The 18,266-nt window shown below is 73.0% G+C and carries 19 protein-coding genes; 11 read left to right on the top strand and 8 right to left on the bottom strand.

Features of this window, described 5'->3' with window-relative positions:
* The first annotated feature begins 10 nt into the window (after nucleotides 1-10).
* The 4 genes from MYF83_RS25620 to MYF83_RS25605 all read left to right on the top strand — a co-directional run bounded on the left by MYF83_RS25620 (nucleotide 11) and on the right by MYF83_RS25605 (nucleotide 4,968).
* Nucleotides 11-928: an ABC transporter ATP-binding protein gene (locus tag MYF83_RS25620; protein WP_248963256.1), complete on the top strand. Its 918-nt coding sequence runs from the start codon at nucleotides 11-13 to the stop codon at nucleotides 926-928.
* 268 nt (nucleotides 929-1,196) lie between these two features.
* Entirely contained in the window at nucleotides 1,197-2,147 is a 951-nt protein-coding gene (locus MYF83_RS25615; protein WP_248963255.1) for a GNAT family N-acetyltransferase, read from the top strand.
* A 677-nt stretch (nucleotides 2,148-2,824) separates the two neighbouring features.
* The gene (locus tag MYF83_RS25610) at nucleotides 2,825-4,051 is read left to right on the top strand and encodes a cytochrome P450 (RefSeq protein WP_248963254.1); all 1,227 of its coding nucleotides are present in this window, start codon (nucleotides 2,825-2,827) and stop codon (nucleotides 4,049-4,051) included.
* The gene (locus tag MYF83_RS25605; RefSeq protein WP_248963253.1) at nucleotides 4,048-4,968 is read left to right on the top strand and encodes an isocitrate lyase/PEP mutase family protein; all 921 of its coding nucleotides are present in this window, start codon (nucleotides 4,048-4,050) and stop codon (nucleotides 4,966-4,968) included. The genes MYF83_RS25610 and MYF83_RS25605 overlap by 4 nt, the downstream gene beginning before the upstream one ends.
* A gap of 170 nt (nucleotides 4,969-5,138) precedes the next feature.
* Here MYF83_RS25605 and MYF83_RS25600 read toward each other — a convergent pair whose 3' ends face one another.
* Together MYF83_RS25600 and MYF83_RS25595 are read right to left on the bottom strand one after the other, a co-directional pair.
* Nucleotides 5,139-5,462 (bottom strand): ArsR/SmtB family transcription factor, encoded by a 324-nt coding sequence (locus MYF83_RS25600; protein ID WP_248963252.1) that lies wholly within the window; start codon nucleotides 5,460-5,462, stop codon nucleotides 5,139-5,141.
* Nucleotides 5,463-5,573: 111 nt separating this feature from the next.
* On the bottom strand, nucleotides 5,574-5,903 hold the full coding sequence (locus MYF83_RS25595; protein ID WP_248963251.1) for a hypothetical protein: 330 nt from the start codon (nucleotides 5,901-5,903) through the stop codon (nucleotides 5,574-5,576).
* A gap of 21 nt (nucleotides 5,904-5,924) precedes the next feature.
* Between MYF83_RS25595 and MYF83_RS25590 the strand changes: the two genes are divergently transcribed.
* Nucleotides 5,925-6,923, top strand: a complete 999-nt coding sequence (locus MYF83_RS25590) for a cation diffusion facilitator family transporter (protein ID WP_248963250.1) — start codon at nucleotides 5,925-5,927, stop codon at nucleotides 6,921-6,923.
* A 174-nt stretch (nucleotides 6,924-7,097) separates the two neighbouring features.
* Nucleotides 7,098-8,087, top strand: a complete 990-nt coding sequence (locus MYF83_RS25585) for a sulfotransferase family protein (protein WP_248963249.1) — start codon at nucleotides 7,098-7,100, stop codon at nucleotides 8,085-8,087.
* 25 nt (nucleotides 8,088-8,112) lie between these two features.
* Here MYF83_RS25585 and MYF83_RS25580 read toward each other — a convergent pair whose 3' ends face one another.
* The 3 genes from MYF83_RS25580 to MYF83_RS25570 form a co-directional block, all read right to left on the bottom strand.
* A complete protein-coding gene (locus MYF83_RS25580; protein WP_248963248.1) occupies nucleotides 8,113-9,018 on the bottom strand; it encodes a glycoside hydrolase family protein in 906 nt (301 codons plus the stop codon).
* A gap of 147 nt (nucleotides 9,019-9,165) precedes the next feature.
* Nucleotides 9,166-9,882, bottom strand: coding sequence for a VIT1/CCC1 transporter family protein (locus MYF83_RS25575; RefSeq protein WP_248963247.1), 717 nt, complete (start codon nucleotides 9,880-9,882; stop codon nucleotides 9,166-9,168).
* A 128-nt stretch (nucleotides 9,883-10,010) separates the two neighbouring features.
* Nucleotides 10,011-11,351 carry an aminotransferase-like domain-containing protein gene (locus MYF83_RS25570; protein ID WP_248963246.1) on the bottom strand — a complete coding sequence of 447 codons (1,341 nt, stop codon included), beginning with the start codon at nucleotides 11,349-11,351 and terminating at the stop codon, nucleotides 10,011-10,013.
* 166 nt (nucleotides 11,352-11,517) lie between these two features.
* On the opposite strand from MYF83_RS25570, the gene MYF83_RS25565 reads away from it, so the two are divergent.
* The 3 genes from MYF83_RS25565 to MYF83_RS25555 all read left to right on the top strand — a co-directional run bounded on the left by MYF83_RS25565 (nucleotide 11,518) and on the right by MYF83_RS25555 (nucleotide 13,365).
* Nucleotides 11,518-12,351, top strand: coding sequence for an alpha/beta fold hydrolase (locus MYF83_RS25565; protein ID WP_248963245.1), 834 nt, complete (start codon nucleotides 11,518-11,520; stop codon nucleotides 12,349-12,351).
* A gap of 132 nt (nucleotides 12,352-12,483) precedes the next feature.
* Complete coding sequence (locus tag MYF83_RS25560; RefSeq protein WP_248963244.1) at nucleotides 12,484-12,867, top strand: DUF427 domain-containing protein; 384 nt, start codon at nucleotides 12,484-12,486, stop codon at nucleotides 12,865-12,867.
* An 81-nt stretch (nucleotides 12,868-12,948) separates the two neighbouring features.
* The gene (locus tag MYF83_RS25555) at nucleotides 12,949-13,365 is read left to right on the top strand and encodes a hypothetical protein (RefSeq protein WP_248963243.1); all 417 of its coding nucleotides are present in this window, start codon (nucleotides 12,949-12,951) and stop codon (nucleotides 13,363-13,365) included.
* A 101-nt stretch (nucleotides 13,366-13,466) separates the two neighbouring features.
* Here the strand turns inward: MYF83_RS25555 and MYF83_RS25550 are convergent, their stop codons facing one another.
* On the bottom strand, nucleotides 13,467-14,612 hold the full coding sequence (locus MYF83_RS25550) for an MFS transporter (RefSeq protein ID WP_248963242.1): 1,146 nt from the start codon (nucleotides 14,610-14,612) through the stop codon (nucleotides 13,467-13,469).
* Between the two features lie 147 nt (nucleotides 14,613-14,759).
* On the opposite strand from MYF83_RS25550, the gene MYF83_RS25545 reads away from it, so the two are divergent.
* The gene (locus tag MYF83_RS25545) at nucleotides 14,760-15,386 is read left to right on the top strand and encodes an ArsR/SmtB family transcription factor (RefSeq protein WP_248963241.1); all 627 of its coding nucleotides are present in this window, start codon (nucleotides 14,760-14,762) and stop codon (nucleotides 15,384-15,386) included.
* 1 nt (nucleotide 15,387) lies between these two features.
* A complete protein-coding gene (locus tag MYF83_RS25540) occupies nucleotides 15,388-16,131 on the top strand; it encodes an SRPBCC family protein (protein ID WP_248963240.1) in 744 nt (247 codons plus the stop codon).
* Nucleotides 16,132-16,176: 45 nt separating this feature from the next.
* Here MYF83_RS25540 and MYF83_RS25535 read toward each other — a convergent pair whose 3' ends face one another.
* Nucleotides 16,177-16,920 (bottom strand): SRPBCC family protein, encoded by a 744-nt coding sequence (locus MYF83_RS25535; RefSeq protein WP_248963239.1) that lies wholly within the window; start codon nucleotides 16,918-16,920, stop codon nucleotides 16,177-16,179.
* 150 nt (nucleotides 16,921-17,070) lie between these two features.
* On the bottom strand, nucleotides 17,071-18,255 hold the full coding sequence (locus tag MYF83_RS25530; RefSeq protein ID WP_248963238.1) for a carotenoid oxygenase family protein: 1,185 nt from the start codon (nucleotides 18,253-18,255) through the stop codon (nucleotides 17,071-17,073).
* Nucleotides 18,256-18,266 lie beyond the last annotated feature (11 nt).

The raw sequence follows: 18,266 nt of genomic DNA, 5'->3' as shown, positions 1-18,266 counted from the left end.
GCGTGGCCCCATGATCGAAGTGAGAGAGCTGACCAAGCGGTACGGCGCCACCCTCGCCGTCGACCGGCTGTCGTTCGAGGTGTCGCCGGGGCAGGTCACCGGCTTCCTCGGGCCCAACGGAGCGGGGAAGTCCACCACAATGCGCGCCGTCCTCGGCCTGAGCGCGCCCACCTCCGGCGAGGCGCTCGTCGGCGGCCGCCCGTACGCGTCCCTTCGCCGCCCCATGTGCCAGGTCGGCGCGCTGCTGGACGCCGGGGCCCTGCACGGCGGGCGAAGCGCCCTCGACCACCTCACATGGCTAGCCCGGACCAACGGCATCGGCCAGGCGCGCGTGTCGGAGGTGCTGGAACAGGTCGGCCTGGCCGGCGTCGCCCGCGACAGGGCCGGCGGCTTCTCCCTGGGCATGAAGCAGCGGCTCGGCATCGCCTCGGCCCTGCTCGGCGACCCGGGGATCCTCATGTTCGACGAGCCGGTCAACGGGCTGGACCCCGGCGGTATCCGGTGGATCCGCGAGCTGATGCGGGACCTCGCGGCCGAGGGGCGCACGGTGCTGCTGTCCAGCCACCTGATGAGCGAGATGGAGCTCACCGCCGACCGGTTGATCATCATCGGGCGGGGCCGCCTGATCGCCGACACCTCGGTACGCGACCTCGCCGCCCCTTACGGGCGCGGTGTGCTGGTGCGTTCACCGCGTGCGGCGGAGCTGACCGCCGTCCTCGCCGGAGCCGGAGCCACCGTGGCCGACGACCCCGCGGGCGGGCTCTCGGTGACCGGGCTGGAGGTGACCGGCATCGGCGACCTCGCCGCGCGGCACGGGATCCCCGTCCACGAGATGACCCCGCGCGGCGCCTCCCTGGAGGAGGCCTACATGCGCCTCACCGCCGGCAGCGTCGAATACCAGGCTGCGGTCGAGCAGGCGGCCCGCTGAACGGCACGGTCAGCGGCGGGGCCTGGCGAACGGCGGGTGTGGTGGCGCGGTGGCGGGTTCGCGCGTTCGGGTGGCGGAAAAGCGCTTGCGGCGGCGGGAGCGGTGCCGGTACAACTTGCGACTGGATCCCCTGCCGGGTCGCCGGCCGGGGCGAGAAACGAGAGGAGGAAGAGGCGATGACCAGAATGATCAGCGCGCTCGTGTCCTCCTGGGGTGCTCGTCAGGGCTGACCCCGGAGCGGGCGGGCGCGCCTCCACAGGAGAGTGCCTTGACCGCAGTACAGCATGACCTGACCATGCGTCCGATCACCGGGCGCGAAGAACTCGAGCTTTTCAACCGGCTGCCCTACGAGCTGAACCATGAGCTGGCGGACGACCTGGACTCCGGGCGCAGGCGGCCCGGCTGGATGTGGGTGGCCCTGCGCGGGGACCGCCTGGTCGCGAGGGCGGCGTGGTGGAGCAGGCCGTGGGAGGAGACTCCCTTCCTGTTCGACGTCTTCGACCTCGCCGGGGACATCGGTGAGTCCGACGCGGTGGACGTGGGCGTACGCCTGCTGGAGGCCGCGATGGCCAAGGTCGTCCCGCAGGGCGGCCGCCCGCCGGAGTACATCCGGTACGTCCCGCCGGGCTGGCGCGACGACGCGACGGTCCGCCAGGCCGTCGAGACCCGGGTCGCGGCGCTCGAACGGATCGGCGCGCGGCTGTTCGTCGAACGGCTGCGCCTGGAGTGGCGGCCGGGCACGCCGATCGCCTCCCCGACCGGCCGCCTGGCGTTCCGGCCCGTGGCGGACCGCGACGAGCTCGTGGCGCTGATGACCATGGTCCTGGAAGGCACCCTGGACGCCCACAGCTGTAGCGATCTGACCAGGATGCCCCCGGAGAAGGCCGCCGCCGAGCAGTACGACGGCGAGCTGGTGGGCTACACGAGCCCGCACGACTGGTGGCGGATCGCCACGCTGCCCGGCGGCGAGCCCGTGGGCTTCGTCATCCCGGCGCACAACTCGTACAACCCGATCATCGCCTACATCGGCGTGCTGCCGGCGCACCGTGGCAAGGGGTACATCGACGAGATCCTCGCCGAGGGCACCCGCATCCTCGCCGCGCAGGAGGTCCCGCGCGTCCGGGCCTCCACCGACCTGGGCAACGTCCCGATGGCCAGGTCGTTCCAGCGGGCCGGGTACATCAACTTCGCACGTGAACTGAACTACACCTGGCCCTAACCACCCGCGCCCGAGGCAGGCGGCCGCCCTAACAGAACGACCGCCTGCCCCGCGCGCACATGACGCGGCGGACGACGCCCGCCTCCACGTGTATTTGACGCGGTGGACGACGGTCGACCCGCGTGTGTATGACGCGGGAGAGCACGGCTGCCCCCACGTGCGTATGACGCGGCGGACGAGTCCTGCCCTGCGTGCCTATGACGCGGGGGCGGAGGACGCCTGCACCGCGCTCGTATGACGCGGCGGACGCTGGCTGCCCCGCGTGCGTATGGCAACCAGGCGACCGTCCGGAAGAACACCCGCTTCCGCGCGGCTATGTCCGGACATGCCGCTCGGCCGCGTCCCGGCGTCACTGCGGCCGCCTTCGGTGAGGGCCCGACGTTTCGGTGCCCGTCGAAAGGATCCGGTCCTAGCGTCGAGGCATGGAACCCTCACCGACGGGCGGACCACCCGGCCCGGCCATCGCCGCAGCTCAGGAGCCCGAGCCGGGACCCGAACCCCACCCCGGACCCCGCCACAAACCCGGAGCGGGAGCCGAACCCGGACCGAGACCCGAAGCTGATTCCCGGCCCGCACCCGGCTCGGGTGTGGCTGTGACGGTTACCGGTCACGCTGAGGTGTGTGCCGTCCTCGCCGACCCGCGCTTCGTCGTGCCGCCGCCCCCTGAGGATCATGGGGTGCCCGGCACTTTGGGATGGCTGCGCCGCAGCGTCTCGAGGTTCAGCAACGGGCCACAGCACGAACGCCGCAGGGCCCTGGTGCGCACCGAGCTGGCCGGCATGGACCCTTCCGCGCTGCGCTCGGCCGCCCGTGACAGGACGGCGAGCGTGCTCGGGCGCGTGGGTGGCGAGCCGTTCGACGTCATGGCCCTGGTCGCCCGCGCGGTCCCTGTCGGTGTTCTCGGCGGCGCGCTCGGCGTCGACGAGACCGGCCAGGACGCCCTCGTACGGGCCGTCTCGGCGATCGCCGCGGCCTACCACCCGGGCGCGACCCCGGAACGGATCGCCCGCGCCGACACGGCCGTGGCCGAACTCGTCGCCCTGCTAGGTCCGGGCGACGCGGGCGGCAGGGCCGGCCGGACCGGGCCGGGCGATGCGCAGGACGGGCCCTACCAGATCGGGCCGAGTGACGCGGAGAGTGCCGCCGATCGGTCCGTGCCGGGCGATGCGGAGGGTGCGGTCCATCGCGCTGGGTCTGGCGATGCGGAGGTGGTGGCGAACCGGATCGGGTTGCTCGTGCAGGCGTGTGACGCGACCGCGGGGCTGGTCGGCAACACGCTGGACGCGGCTCTGCGGCTCCCGGCCGCCTCACGGCGGGAATGGCCGGTCGAGGCGCTGGTCGCCGAGACGCTGCGCCTGAACCCTCCGGTCCGCTCCACCCGGCGGTCGGCCACCGCCGTCGCCGAGATCGGGGGACGGGTCGTCACCCCCGGCACGCTGGTGATCCTGGATTTCGCCGCGGCCAACCGCGACCCTCGCGTGTTCCCCAAGCCCGATCGTTTCGACCCCGGCCGGCACACGCATCCCCACTCGACCGGCGACCCCGGCGAGCCGACGTCCGTACACCCGCGCTCTGATCCTGATCAGGGGACTCCTGCGCACCTGCGCCCTGACCCCGAGCACCTGCGCCCTGACCTCGGGCAGCGGACGCCCGAGCACCTGCGGCCTGATTCAGATCAGCGGACGCCTGTGTACCCGGGCTCTGGTCCGGTGCTGGGGGAACCTGCTCACCTGACCTTCGGGTACGGGGCGAGGGCGTGTCCCGGCATGGAGCACGGTGTGGCGCTGGCCTGCGGGATTCTCTCGGCGCTGTTGCCCGGCTGTGAGCGGGCGGGGGCCGGGGGCGCCTACGAGCCGTCCGCCAACCTGCGCATTCCCCTACGACTGGAGGTCCGTGTCCGATGAACGCGAATAACGACCGGTTCGGCAAGTTTCGTGCCCTGCACCACGCGGACCGCCCCCTGTTCCTGCCCAACGCCTGGGACCACGCCTCGGCGGCGGCGCTCGCGGCCCGGGGGTTCAGCGCGATCGGCACCACCAGCCTCGGAGTGGCGGCGGCCGCGGGCAAGCCGGACGCGGCCGGCGCCACCCGGGAGGACACCGTGCGCCTGGCTCGCGGCCTCACACGGCTGCCCGCCCTGATCAGCGTGGACATCGAAGGCGGGTTCAGCGACCACCCGGATCGGGTGGTGGAGCTCGCGGTGGAACTGGCCGAGGCCGGGGTCGTGGGCGTGAACATCGAGGACGGCCGTCCCGACGGCACCCTCACCGCGCGGGATCGCCAGTGCGCGCTGATAACGGCGATCAAGGACGCCGTACCCGGCCTGTTCGTCAACGCACGGACGGATGTCTACTGGCTGAGAGATGGCGAGCGGCCGCCGCCGGGTGCCGAGGACGACGCGCATCCGCGCGGGGCCGGACCCGCGAGTGTTCGGCCTGCGGGTGTCGGCCCGGGAGGCCCGTCGTCCGGGTCGGTTGCTGTGGATCGGGTGCTGGGTGCCGCCATGGCGCGGGCGCGGGCGTACCAGGACGCGGGGGCCGACGGTCTGTTCGTCCCGGGTGTGGACGACGAGCACGCCATTGCCACGCTGGCGGAGGGGCTGGACGCCCCGCTGAACATCCTGCTCACGCCGGGAGGCCCGTCCTTCCATCGTCTCGCCGACCTCGGGGTGCGGCGGGTGAGCTGCGGATCGCTGCTGTTCCGGGCGGCGGTGCACAATGCCGTCGAACTCGCCTGGGCCCTCGCGCACGAGGAGGTGACCGTGACCGGCCTACCCTCCTACGCCGAGGCCCAGGCGCTGGCCGCGGCCTTCGACGCCTGACTTGGCTCGACCGGGTTCGACGCCCACGCGACCGCCTGCACGGCCGGGCTCGACCGCCGGGCGCGGCCAGACATCGACTCCCGGCCGGCTGGACGCTGACCAGAGGGCTGAGCTGTGTCCATCCGCCATCTGCCGGATGCCGTCTGCCGGGTGCGGTTGGAGTCGTCCGGTCAGGTTTCGTGGCGGGGGATGCGGGAGACCTCGTGGTCGGCGTGGAAGAGCGCTTCGGAGATCAGCCTGCGGACGTGGGCGTCGCGGGCCCGGTAGAGGATGCGGCGGCCGTGCCTGCGGGTGTCGACCAGACCGGCGAGGCGGAGCTTGGCGAGGTGCTGGGAGACCGAGGGGCGGGCCACGCCGATGGTCTCGGCCAGCGACGAGACGTCGTACTCGCCGGCGGCCAGCAGCCACATCAGGCGCAGGCGCGTCCCGTCGCTGAGCATGCGGAACGCCTCCACGGCCGTCTCCACCTGAGCGGCGGTGGGTTGCTCCTGCAACGGATGCGCACCTGATCCGTTGTCGCGTGCGTACATGGCTACATATACTCCACGCAAGGGTCCCCGTCCGCAAGCGAGGAAACCATGTCCGACCAGCAGCGGTCCGGTTCTTCATCCCCCGACGAGTCCGGTGGGCTCGACCACGCTCGTACGCGCGAGCGCGAACAAGGCCAGGACGGACAGGGCCACGTGCACGAGCATCATGAGGGCCGTGGTCACGGGCACGGGGAAGGGCACGGGGAAGGCGCCCAAGGCCACGACGGACAGGACCACGGGCATGGGCATCACGAGGGCCATGGTCCAGAGCATCCCGAGGGCCGTGGTCCCGCGCACGACGAGGGCCACGTGCACGAGTATCTCGAGGGCCGTGGTCCCCAGCATCACGAAGGCCATGGTCACGGGCATGGGGACGGAGAGGGCCACGGGCATGGGCATGGGCATGGGGGAGGTGGCTCGGGGGGTGTGAGGGCGCGGCTTCTGTCGTGGGCGTCGCATGTGATCACCCCGCACAGCCATGACAGCGCCGACAAGACCGACGCGGCGCTGGAGTCCAGCAGCCGGGGCATGCGGGTGCTCGCCCTGTCGTTCACGGTACTGCTGATCACCGCCGTCGCGCAGGCCGTGATCGTCGCCTTCTCCGGGTCGGTGGCGTTGCTGGGTGACACGCTGCACAACTTCGCCGACGCCCTCACCGCCGTCCCGCTCGGCATCGCCTTCTGGCTGGGGCGGCGGGCGGCGACCCGGCGGTACACCTACGGCTATGGCAAGGCCGAGGACCTCGCCGGGCTGATGATCGTCGTCATCATCACCGCCTCGGCCGTCTTCGCCGGATACGAGGCGATCCAGCGGCTGCTGGCCCCGCAGGACGTTCACGCGCTGGGCTGGGTGGCCGCCGCCGGTCTGGTCGGTTTCCTCGGCAACGAGTGGGTGGCCCGCTACCGCATCAGGGTGGGCCGCGAGATCGGCTCGGCCGCTCTGGTGGCCGACGGCCTGCACGCCCGTACCGACGGCTTCACCTCCCTGGCCGTCCTCCTGGGCGCCGGCGGGGCGGCGCTCGGATTCCCCATCGCCGACCCGATCGTCGGGCTGCTGATCACCTTGGCGATCTGCCTGGTGCTGCGGGACGCGGCCCGGGAGATCTACCACCGCCTGATGGACGCCGTCGATCCCGCTCTGCTCGATCATGCCGAGCGCGTCCTGGCCGGCACTCCCGGGGTGCGGAGGGTGGGTTCGGTGCGGATGAGGTGGATCGGCCATGTCCTGCGGGCCGAGGTGGACATCGCGGTCGACCATCGCCTGTCCCTCATCGAGGCGCACGCGGTCGCCGTCGAGGCCGAGCACCGGCTGATCCACGAGGTGTCCCGCCTGCGCGCGGCCACCGTGCACGCCGACCCCGACGGCCCGCGCGACGCCGACCACCATGCCACTTTGACCGACCACCGGGCGCCGAGCACGGCCTGACCAGGCTCTCCCGCTCCGGGGAGGTGAGGGTGGCCCGCCGCGAGAACGCGGCGGGAGGGCTGTTCGTTTGCGGAGACGGGGGGCATGGGAGGGATATGCGGTGGCGATATCCCTATTCCCTATTCTTTAAGTGGGTATGATGCTCGGTGACGTGATCTGTACCGAGGAGATCGGATGGCTCTGCCGGACTTCCTGGTGATCGGAGCGCCCAAGTCGGGGACCACCGCTTTGCACGCCGCCCTCGCACGGCATCCCGGGGTGTTCATGTCCCCCGTCAAGGAGCCCAAGTTCTTCCTCACCGACGGGCCGCCGCCGGCGCGAGGCGGTCCCGGAGACGCGCAGACCTTCCGGGAGCACGTCTGGCGCAGGACGGACTACGAGGCCCTGTTCGATCCGGCTCCACCCGGAACGGTCAGAGGGGAGTCCACCCCGTTCTACCTGTACGACCGGCGGGCGCAGCGGCGCATCCACGCGCTGATGCCCGGCGCGAGGCTGATCGTCGTCCTGCGCGACCCGGTGGAGCGGGCGCACTCCAACTGGACGCATCTCTGGTCGGCGGGGCTCGAGCCCGTCGGGGACGTGGTGCGCGCCTGCGCCGAAGAGGAGCGCCGCATCGCCGCGGGCTGGTCGGCGTTCTGGCACTACGTGGCGCTCGGCCGGTACGGCGAGCAGCTGGAGCACCTTTTCGGGCTGTTCCCCCGGGAGAACGTCCTGCTGTTCCGCTACCGCGAGCTGGTCCACGAGCCCGCGGCGACGCTCGACCGCATCTGCGGGTTCCTCGGCGTGGAGCAGGGCGTGCTCACCGAGGTGCCGCGCGAGAACGTCACGGCGCATCCCGACCCGACGCTCCGGCACCGTGCCCTGTCGCGCCTGATGCGCGTGGGGGCGACCGTGGGACGCCACCTGCCGGGCGCGCTCGCGGCCCGCCTCACCGAGCCGCTGGAGACGGCCCTGCAGGACAGGGGCCGCCCGCGCCGCCCGCTCGGCTGGGAGCAGCGCCGGGCCCTCATCCCGCACTTCCAGGACGACATCGCGCTGCTGGAGCGGGTGACGGGGGAGGGCTTCGGCGACTGGCTCGGGCCTCGCGACCGGTCGGGCGGGCTGATGGGCGACCGGCCGCCCGGTCAGCGTCAGGCACGCAACGGACGCCCGCGCGTGCACTGAAGGCCATCGAGCCGCCGCGGGCCGGTCAATGCAGCTCGGTGCGCAGTTCGTGCGTGCCGTCCTGCCGGGTGAGCTCGTAGTAGAGGCGCCGGTGGCCGCCGGGGAGCGGCAGGATGTCCAGGTAGCGCAGCCCTCCGTACGGCGACTGCGCGAGCGGTTCGGCGCCGAGGGGGATGAGGGTGGCGTTGTCGGTCCCGGTCCCGGTCGCGATGCCGGTGCGTTCCTCGTAGTTCTCGGCGGCGCTGGCCCGGCCGTCGTAGGCGGCGAGGATGGTGTCGCCGTCGTGCACGATCGCGCTGACCCGGGCGCCGCGCGAGTCCCAGTGGCCGGGGCGGCCGCTAAGCGCGGTGCCCTGCCAGGTCCAGACGAGGCCGTCGAGGCTGGTGGCGTAGTCGGTGACCATCTGGTCCTCCTCGCCCGGCTCCTCCAGCGGGTGGCAGGAGGCCCACAGGTGCCACACGCCGTCGCGGTGCATGATCACCGGGTCCTTCACCCCCGTCTTGGGGTCGCCCGGCAGCACGACCGTGCGCTTCGCGGCGTCGAACAGGGACGGGTCGCCGGCCTCCAGCACCTCCACCCGCCAGTGCTTGGAGCCGCGGGTGGCGCAGCTGATGTAGAGCCGCCACCTGCCCTCGGGCGTGCGCACCAGGGCGGGCCGCTCCAGGGAGTCGGTGTCGACCTCCTCGCTGCCCAGCGTGTAGATCGTCTCGAATCGCTCGCCGTCCAGGGAGCGCGCCACGGCGACGGCGTAGCCGCGCCCCTGGCCGATGGGACGGCGCAGGCGGTAGGCGAGGTAGATCACACCGTCGGCGAGCACGGAGCTCGGCGCGCCGGCCCAGTGGCCGGGCCCGTCCTGCGGGGGCGCCACGACGAGCACGGAGCGTTCCGGCCGGGGGCCCGGCAGGGCGGGTCGCGGGTCGTTCTCTTTCATCGGCACGCCCGAAACAATAGACAAGGATCGGTTCCGCTGCCCAAAGACCGGCCGGTCAAGGGCCCGGTGCGCCCCCCTGACCCGTCCCGCCACCGCCCCTGAAACGGCAGGAACCGGTCATGGCGCCCCAGACGGCGGCCGTTCCGTTCAGGAGATGGCCGCGCCGACGAGGTGGCCGATCCCGTAGGTGACGGCGGCGGCGGCCGCGCCGAGCAGCAGTTGCCGGGTCCCGCCGAGCAGGAAGGGGCGGCTGGTGAGCCGGGACACCAGCGCCCCTGTGGCGAACAGCCCGGCGGCCGTGAGCACGACCGCCACGACGACCGAGCCGAGACCGAACAGGAACGGCAGCAGCGGGATGAGCGCCCCGAGGGCGAAGGCCAGGAAGGAGGAGCCGGCGGCGGTCCACGGCGAGGGCAGATCGTCGGGATCGACGCCGAGCTCCTCGCGGGCGTGGACCCGCCAGGCGATGTCGTCGCGCCGGTGGAGCTGGCGGGCCACCTCGAGTGCCAGCTCGGGCGTGAGGCCGCGCGACTCGTACAGCATCGCGAGCTCCCGCTCCTCGGCCTCGGGGTTCTTGGCGATCTCCCGGCGTTCCACGTCGATCTCGGCCAGGGTCATCTCGGTCTGCGAGCGCACGGAGGTGTACTCGCCGGTGGCCATGGAGAAGGCTCCGGAGGCCAGGCCCGCGAGTCCCGCGATCGTGACGGCGTGGGCGCTCGCGCCGCTGCCCACGACTCCGGCGATGAGCGAGGCGTTGGACACCAGCCCGTCCATCACGCCGAACACCGCCGGCCGCAGCCAGCCGCCGGTCACGTCCCTGTGGTGGTGATGTACCTCGGCGACGTGCAGGGGAACGGAGGGCATCGGGGGTTTCCTTTCAGGCCGTGCCCTTCCCGCAGGCGGGTGGCCGGGGGTCGGCGGGGCCACGTCACGCTAATCAGGCACATTATGCGTGTCAAACGGTGCGAAGCCGGACTCAGGCCGCGCCGGTGTCAGTCGGCCGCGGCATCCTCGGGGGTGCCGCGGCCGAGTGCCGCGAGCGTCTCCAGCGCCTGGGACAGCACGGCCGTCGGCGGGGAGGCCAGGCCGACGCGGACGGCCGGTGGCGCGCTTTGCACCCCGGCCGAGAACGACGCGGCGGGAGTCACCGCGATGCCCTGACGCGCGGCGGCGGCGACGAACGTCTCGGCGCGCCAGGGCTCGGGCAGCTCCCACCAGCAGTAGTAGCCGTGCGGGTCGGCGCGCACGGTGAAACCGGCGAGGCTGCGGGCGGCGATCCGCTGGCGTTCCGCCGCGTCCCGGCGCTTGGCCGCGACGACGGCGGCCACAGCGCCGCCGGTCATCCAGCGGGTCGTGGCCTCGAGGGCGAATCCGGTCGCCGTCCACGCGCCCGACCGCAGGGCGGCGGCGAGCGGGGCCGCCTGGCCGGGAGGTGTGACCGCGAAGCCGACCGTCAGGCCGGGGGCCAGCCGCTTGGACAGGCTGTCGAGGAGGATCGTGCGCTCGGGGGCGAGGGCGGCGAGCGGCGGCTCGTCCCCTTCGTGGAGGAATGCCCAGATGGTGTCCTCGAGCGCGTACAGGCCGAGATCGTGCAGCGCCGCGGCCAGCTCCTCGCGCCGGCTCGGGGGCATCGTCACCGAGAGCGGGTTGTGCAGGGTCGGCTGCAGGTAGACCGCGCGGAGCGGGGTGCTCCGGTGCGCGGCGGCCAGGGCGTCCGGACGCAGCCCGGCCTCGTCGCAGGCGATGGGGATCAGGGTGACGCCGAGCCTCCCGGCGATCGACTTGATCATCGGGTAGGTGAGCGCCTCGACGCCGAGCCGCGCTCCCGGGGGCACCAGGGCGGCGACGGCGCCCGCGATCGCCTGCCGGCCGTTGCCCGCGAAGGCGACGCGGGCGGGGTCCGGCGCCCAGCCGCCGCGGGCCAGCAGCCGTGCCGTCGCCTCGCGGGCCGCGGGCGTGCCGTGCGCGGCGACCGGCCGCAGGGCCGAGGCGAGGACGTCCGGGCGCAGCAGGGGGTCCAGGCCCTGGGCGAGCAGGGCCGGCTGCTCGGGCACGATCGGGTAGTTCAGTTCGAGGTCGACGCGGGTGCTCCCCGGCTCGACCAGCGCGGGCCCGGGCGAGCGCTCGGGCGCGCGTACGAACGTCCCGCGGCCGACCTCGCCGATCACCAGCCCGCGCCGGGCCAGTTCCGCGTACACCCGGCCCGCGGTGGAGCCGGCGATGCCCCGCCGCCGGGCGAACACCCGCTGGGGCAGGAGCCGGTCTCCCGGGCGCAGCCGCCCGGCGGCGATGTCGGCCGCGACGGCGTCGGCGACCAGCCGGTAGTCCTCCATGAGGCACCCCATCAATGCGCGAAGTCCAGAATCGATACGAAGCTCAACATTGCACCGAGTGCAATGATTGTATTGCACCGACCAAGGTCGCCGACCTAGCATCGCGCCCCTGGGCGTGACGGCGCGGGCGGATCCGCGCGGGCGTCGACACGGAGGGGGAACGCCGGTGGGGAACAGGGTCGCGGTCAACGGGATCACCGTCGCGTACGACGATCAAGGCGATGGCGCGCCTCTGGTACTGGTGCACGGCCACCCGTTCGACCGTTCGATGTGGGCGCCCCAGGTCGCCGAGGTCGCCGGCCCGGCGTGGCGGGTGATCGTCCCGGACCTGCGGGGCTACGGCGAGAGCACGGTCGTCCCCGGCGCGACGCCGCTGGAGACCTTCGCCCGGGACATCGCGGCCCTGCTGGACCACCTGGGGCTGCGGGAGGTGGTGATCGGCGGCCTGTCCATGGGCGGCCAGATCGTGCTGGAGTTCTTCCGGCTGTTCCCAGAGCGGGTGCGCGGGCTGATCCTCGCCGACACCTTCGCCCAGGCCGAGACGGACGAGGGGAAGAAGGTCCGGAACGCCATGGCCGACCGCCTTCTCGCGGAGGGCATGGGGCCCTACGCCGAGGAGGTCCTGCCGAAGATGGTGGCCCCGTACAACATCGAGGCGCTTCCCGGGGTGGCCGCGCACGTCCTGCGGATGATGCGGGACGCGCCCGTGGCGGGCGCGGCGGCGGCGTTGCGCGGCCGCGCGGAGCGCCCCGACTACGGCGACCTGCTCGCGACGGTCGCGGTGCCGGCGCTGGTCGTGGTCGGCCGGGACGACGAGTTCACTCCGGTGGCGGACGCGGAGTTCATGCACCACCGCCTCCCCCGGTCGGAGCTGGCGGTGATCGAGGGGGCCGCCCACATGCCGAACCTGGAGCGGCCCGAGCATTTCGGGCACGCCCTGCGCCGCCTGCTGTCCGCCGTCGAGGCCCACGCCGGCGTGCCGTCCGCCGACACCCGGTGACCGCTTTGCTTGGATAGCGCCGAGAATGGGGCTTATGGCCGGGGAAGCCCGGCGATGGGGCCTGCGTGAGCACGGCCTTTCCGATCGGCCGGGGGCGCGTGCCCCCGGTACCAGTGGACGGAGATGACGAGAATGGCCGACAAGCCGGTGGCGATACCAGGTCCGGACCACCCCATCACGATCGAACGCAACCCCGCGCGCGTCGTGGTGTCGGCCGGAGGGCGCGTGCTCGCCGACACCCGGGACGCGCTGACGCTGCGCGAGGCGGACTACCCGCCCGTGCAGTACATCCCGCGTGAGGACGTCGACATGCGCCGTCTGGAGCGGACCGACAACGCCAGCTACTGCCCCTACAAGGGCGACGCCGCCTACTACAGCGTCGTCGACGGGGGCGAGTGGGCGGTGAACGCCGTCTGGACCTACGAGGCCCCCTACGCCGCGGTCTCGGACATCAAGGGGCACCTCGCCTTCTACCCCGACCGGGTCGACGGGATCGAGGAGCACCCCGCCGGCTGAACCCTAAGCGGCGCACGCTGCGAAGAAGACGCGAAGGGGGATCCCGTTTGCGGAGATCTGATGGAGGTTCGCCACCTTTCTATGATCATCGGGATCGCGGCTGCGGCGTGTCCCTATGCTCGGGGCATGGACATCGTCATCAGACTCGGCCGGCGGGGGGTACCGCCCCTGGCCGCCCTCGGCGCCGACATGCTGCTCATACTGCTGGCAGGCCGGATCGTGGCGGGCGCGTACCTGCGGGGCAAGTTGTGCGACGGGGCAAGCGTGTGGTGCACAGGCGGGGATCCAACCCCCGCCGAATGGGTCGCTGAGATGGACTTCCGGACAGTGGTGACCTTCTGGTCGTTCGGTGGCGTGACCGTGATCATGCTGGCGAGTGCCGTGTGGGCGTGGCGCCGCCACTTCAGAGCCTTGGCCGCGGTCCAGCTCTTCGCCCTGGTCGTTCCTCTCTTCGCCGTCATTCTCCGAGCGCTGGATCCCTACCCCTCACTCCACTGAAGATCTGAACTCAGAACAGGCCCTAAGCCCGCCAGGCGTGCCGGGCCGCCGATGATCGGCCGAAGGCCGCATCCGTCGCGATGAGAGGGCGTACCGTCGTCTCAGGCGACGGCGGCCGACTCCGGCTCCTGCGCCGGCGGGCGCCGCGCCAGCGCGCCGGCCCCCAGCCCCACCGCGAGCATCGTGGCGGTGACCAGCGCGAACGACACCGGCAGGCTGCTGACGGCCGCCACCGCGCCGATCATGCTCGGCGCGACGAAGCCGGAGGTGTAGCTGATCGTGGCGACCCCCGCGACGCCTTCGCTGGGCGTGCGCGCGGCGTTGCCGGCCGCGGCGAACACGAGCGGCACGACGGCCGCCACCCCGAGGCCGATCAGCATGAAGCCCGCGATCGCGAGCGCGGGTGTCCGCGTGAGGACGACCAGCCCGGCGCCGAGCGCCGCGACCAGCCCGCTCGTCCGCACGGTCACCACGGCGCCGAGCCGGCGCACCACCAGGTCGCCGAAGAGCCGCCCCGCGGCCATGGTGAACGCGAATCCGGTGTAAGCGGCGGCGGCCACCCCGGGAGAGGCGCCGGTGACCTGCGTCAGGTAGACCCCGCACCAGTCCTGGGCGGCGGACTCGCCGAAGACGGCGCAGAAGCCGACCAGCCCGAGGACGAGCAGGCCGCGCGACGGCAGCACGAACCTCGGCGGAGCCGCCTGCCCCGCCGGCGCGCGGACGTCCAGCAGCGACGGCCCCGCCACCAGGCTCACGGCGAGCAGCGCCGCGGCCATCGCGGCCAGGTGGACGCGGGCGTCGACCCCGGCCTGCGCCGCCAGCACGCCCACGGCTCCGCCCACCAGGCCGCCGACACTCCACATGCCGTGCAGTCCCGGCATGATCGAACGGCCGAGCCGCTGCTCGACCTCGATGCCCTCGGCGTTCATCACCACGTCGCACATGCCCGCCACCGCGCCGTACACCAGCAGCGTGACCCAGAGCACCGCAAGGTCGGGGGCGAGCGGGGGAAGGGCGAGCATCACGCACCACAGCGCGATCAGCAGGCGCGTCGCCGGCCGGACGCCGGCGCGGTGGGCGAGGCGGCCGACCATCGGCATCGTGACCAGGGAGCCGACGGCGGGCGCGAGCAGGGCCAGGCCGAGCTCGCCGGGGCCCGCCCCCAGGTGCTCCTGTAGCCAGGGGATGCGGGTGGCGAAGCTCCCTGTCACGGCCCCGTGCACGGCGAAGGTCACCGCCACGGCCACGCGAGCCCTTCTCACGATGCCCGGATCCACGGGGAGAAACTAACAGAGTGGATCTCCCGCGGCGGCCCCCGGCGCCGGGCCGGGGCCACCACGCCGACGGTTTCCCTCGCCTTGACGTGGGTTAATCGTCGCTGAAAGTGTTGCGGCATGTTGGATGTGGCGGTCATCGAGGACCCGGCGGCGGCGGAGGTCTCGCTGGACCCGATACGGGCCCGGCTTCTGTCCGAACTGTCCGTGCCGGGGTCGGCGACGATGCTGGCGGCCAAGGTCGGCCTGCCACGGCAGAAGGTGAACTACCACCTGAAGGCGCTGGAGCGGTACGGGCTGGTCGAGCTGGTGGAGGAGCGGCGCAAGGGCAACGTCACCGAGCGGGTGATGCGGGCGACCGCGGCCTCCTATGTGATCTCTCCGATCGCGCTCGCCCAGGTGCAGCCCGACCCCTCGCGCGCGCCCGATCAGCTGTCGGCGCGCTGGCTGCTGGCCGTGGCGGCCCGGCTGGTGCGCGATGTGGGCCAGCTGATCACCGGGGCGGCCAAGGCGCGTAAGAAGGTCGCGACGTTCGCGATCGACGGCGAGATCCGGTTCGCCTCGGCGGCCGACCGGGCGGCCTTCGCCACCGAGCTGGCCGAGGCGGTGACCGCGCTGGTCGGCAAGTACCACGACGAGACGGCGGAAGGCGGCCGCGACCACCGCGTCATCGTCGCCGTCCACCCGAGCATCACCGGCGATACCGCCGGAACAGATTCCAGCCAGACCGTGACCAAGGAGCAGTGACATGCGGCACCAATTCGAGGTGCGGGAGGAGATCGCGCTCGACGCGACCCCCGAGGAGGTCTGGGAGGCCATCGCCACCGGCCCGGGCATCGACTCCTGGTTCATGGGGCACAACGAGGTCGAGCCCGGCAGCATGGTGCGCCACAGCCTCATGGGCCAGACGCAGACCTCCTCGGTGACCGCGTGGGAGCCCGGGAAGAGGTTCTCCCACCAGACCGAGCAGAACCCCGACGGCACGTTCATGGCGTTCGACTACCTCATCGAGGGGCGCGGCCAGGGCAGCACCGTGCTGCGGCTGGTGCACAGCGGCTTCCTCGGCGACGACTGGGAGGCCCAGTACGACGCCCTGAAGAAGGGCGACGGCATGTACCTGCACAAGCTCGCCGCCTACCTCAAGCACTTCCCCGGGCGCACCTCGAGTTTCAACGTGCTGGTCCCGGGCCCGCAGGTCCCCGACCACGAGCGCGTCTGGTCGGCGTTCAAGAACGCCCTCGGGGTGACCGGTGAGCTCACCGAGGGCACCCGCGTGCGGCTCTCGGTGGCGGGGCTGCCGGCCGCCGAGGGCGTCGTGGAGCGCGCCGACTACCCGAGCGTCCCGAGCGTGTGCACCGCCGACGCGCTGTACATGTTCATGCACGGCTATCGCGACACGGTGGTCGTCGAGCAGCACGGTTTCACCGCGGGCGCCGACGGCCGGGCCGCCGAGGAGGCGTGGAAGTCCTGGCTCGCCCAGGCGTTCGCCTGACCGAGGATGGACCCGGACACCGTCGACGCGGAGGTGTGACGGGCCTCAGGCAGGCAGCTTGGCGAGCCAGCCCTGCCAGGCCTGCTCGGTCTCCTTGGGGTCCACGCCGGAGAAGATGTGGTGCCCGATGACGAGCGTGTCGTGCCCGCCGCGGATGAAGCGGTAGAGCCCGTCCTCGGTGCGCACGCCGAGGAAGTCGGGGGCGGCGTAGTCGGCGACCCCCTCGATCGGGGGGAGCCCTTCGGGGGTGAGCCGGACGCGGTCGCCCTTGGCGACGGGGCCGGTCAGCCCGAGGCCGCGCTCCAGGACGTCCCACGCGGGCTCGATGCCGCCGCCCGCCTGCGGCAGGGCGCCGAAGACCACCGCCGCGGAGCGGCCGCGGAAGTGGGTGAGGTACTGGCCGAGGGTGTGCAGGTACATGTCCCAGCCGCGGTTGAGGGCGTCGTACTCGGTCTCCCAGTCGTCGCCGAGGATGCCGCTGTGCACCAGCCGCAGCACGGTGCTGCCCTGCTCGCGCCCCTCGATGAGGTACTCGAACGCCATGAACGAGCCGTCGGGGTTGTCGTCGCTGCGGAAGGCGAAGCGCTTCGCGGGCTCCCAGGCGGTGACGGTGGCCGCGGCGGGGATGTCGCCGAAGTACTGCCGGGTGGCCCCGCCCAGGCGCGGCTCGATCTCGTTGCGTCCCATGAACCAGGAGTCGATCCCGGGGCCGGTGGCGATGGCCTCCCACACCTGCTCGGGGGTGGCCTCCAGGGTGACCTGCTTGCGCAGTTCGAACTCGTGCGGCATCTCGAAAGCTCCTTCGTCTCTGTGTCGACCGTCCAATGTCGGCCGTCCGGCTGGTCGTCGCCACCCGCTCGCGCCTGTTGGCACAACCCTGGCACCGAAAAAATAGTCTGTCAAGACGAATAGAGTTGTCGGTTGTGGCGGTTCTCCGCCTCAGGAGGCGGCGAGCCAGGCGGTGTGCCGCGCGGCGGGCAGGGCGGCCGGCAGGTGGACCACCGCCTGCGGCGGTCCGGTGAGGTTGAGGGCGTCGAGCACCAGCAGCTCGCTGCGCCGCTGCGCGAGGTCCCGCGTGAAGACCATGATCCAGCCGTCGCCCTCGACGCCGGTGTCGCGGGGGACGAAGACCGGCCGGCCGGCGCGCCTGCCGGGGCCGGCCTCGCGCACCTGGGTGGTGCCCGCGGCCAGGTCGCGGCCGGCGATCGCCCGCTTGCCGGCCAGGCGGCCGAACAGCAGCTGGTGCCGGCGGCCCGCCCGCCGGGGGTCCACCGAGGCGGCCTCAACGGTGTCGATCAGCAGGCGCTCGGCCGCCGTGCCGCTCGCGAGGTCGAGGATCCACCGGTGCACCCGCGCCGGCCCGGCGTCGCGGCCGGGGTCGAAGGAGGGGGTGTCGAAGGCGCGGTCGTGGCGCACCGCGTCCACGACGACCCGCCCCCGGTCGTCGTAGGCGTTCACCGCCTCGAAGACGTAGCACGGGTCGATCGGGAACCAGCGGGGCCCGGACGGGTCGTGCGCCGCCCTCGGCAGCAGCCCGATGCGGCCCGGGCGGCCCGGACGCCAGCGGTAAGGCAGGGCGGAGCCGAGCATGGCCGCGGCCCGGTGGTGGGTCACCGGGAGGTCGAAGACCACGACGAACCGCTCGGTGAGGGCCACCGCGCTCATCAGGGGCGCGCCCTCGAGCGCGAAGGGCCGCGCGTCGCGGACGGCGCCGTCCGGGCCGATGACCAGGTGCTCGGCGACGTCCAGGCCCGGATAGGAGGCGACGGTGTGCCACTCGGCGCCGATGTGGTCGCCGGCGGGCGGGGCGACGCTCGCGCCGCCCGGCGCGCCGGGGATCGCGGGTCCGGCGGACCGGAGCCAGGTGGCGGCGCCCGCCGCGCGGCCCGGGAGCCCTTCGCCGGGACCGGCGGCCCGTAGCCACCGCGCGGTGCCGCCGCCGAACCGCACGCCGCAGAGCAGTGCGGACCGGGGGGCGAGGCCCGCGTTCCCGGCCGGGTGCGCGCAGGTCAGCACCAGGGCGCCGGTGAGGCCGGGAGGGATGGCGCCGTCGACGACCGGCGGCTCGTCGTGCGGCAGGCGACCGGGCGCCGCGATCGGGTCGGTGTGCTCCGCGACGGTCATTTCGGGCACCT

Origin of the sequence: Sphaerisporangium perillae (genome assembly GCF_023276435.1) — a bacterium.
GTDB classification, from domain to species: Bacteria; Actinomycetota; Actinomycetes; order Streptosporangiales; family Streptosporangiaceae; genus Sphaerisporangium; species Sphaerisporangium perillae.
The sequence above is the reverse complement of the archived record's forward strand: the minus strand, read 5'-3'. Positions and strand labels throughout refer to the sequence as shown.

Excerpts from the sequence above, each read along its gene's own strand:
- MYF83_RS25620 (WP_248963256.1), top strand. The coding sequence starts at position 11 with ATGATCGAAGTGAGAGAGCTGACCAAGCGGTACGGCGCCACCCTCGCC.
- MYF83_RS25605 (WP_248963253.1), top strand. The coding sequence starts at position 4,048 with ATGAACGCGAATAACGACCGGTTCGGCAAGTTTCGTGCCCTGCACCAC.
- MYF83_RS25595 (WP_248963251.1), bottom strand. The coding sequence starts at position 5,903 with ATGCCCATGCCCATGCCCGTGGCCCTCTCCGTCCCCATGCCCGTGACC.
- MYF83_RS25585 (WP_248963249.1), top strand. The coding sequence starts at position 7,098 with ATGGCTCTGCCGGACTTCCTGGTGATCGGAGCGCCCAAGTCGGGGACC.
- MYF83_RS25580 (WP_248963248.1), bottom strand. The coding sequence starts at position 9,018 with ATGAAAGAGAACGACCCGCGACCCGCCCTGCCGGGCCCCCGGCCGGAA.
- MYF83_RS25575 (WP_248963247.1), bottom strand. The coding sequence starts at position 9,882 with ATGCCCTCCGTTCCCCTGCACGTCGCCGAGGTACATCACCACCACAGG.
- MYF83_RS25570 (WP_248963246.1), bottom strand. The coding sequence starts at position 11,351 with ATGGAGGACTACCGGCTGGTCGCCGACGCCGTCGCGGCCGACATCGCC.
- MYF83_RS25560 (WP_248963244.1), top strand. The coding sequence starts at position 12,484 with ATGGCCGACAAGCCGGTGGCGATACCAGGTCCGGACCACCCCATCACG.
- MYF83_RS25555 (WP_248963243.1), top strand. The coding sequence starts at position 12,949 with ATGATCATCGGGATCGCGGCTGCGGCGTGTCCCTATGCTCGGGGCATG.
- MYF83_RS25545 (WP_248963241.1), top strand. The coding sequence starts at position 14,760 with ATGTTGGATGTGGCGGTCATCGAGGACCCGGCGGCGGCGGAGGTCTCG.
- MYF83_RS25540 (WP_248963240.1), top strand. The coding sequence starts at position 15,388 with ATGCGGCACCAATTCGAGGTGCGGGAGGAGATCGCGCTCGACGCGACC.
- MYF83_RS25535 (WP_248963239.1), bottom strand. The coding sequence starts at position 16,920 with ATGCCGCACGAGTTCGAACTGCGCAAGCAGGTCACCCTGGAGGCCACC.
- MYF83_RS25530 (WP_248963238.1), bottom strand. The coding sequence starts at position 18,255 with ATGACCGTCGCGGAGCACACCGACCCGATCGCGGCGCCCGGTCGCCTG.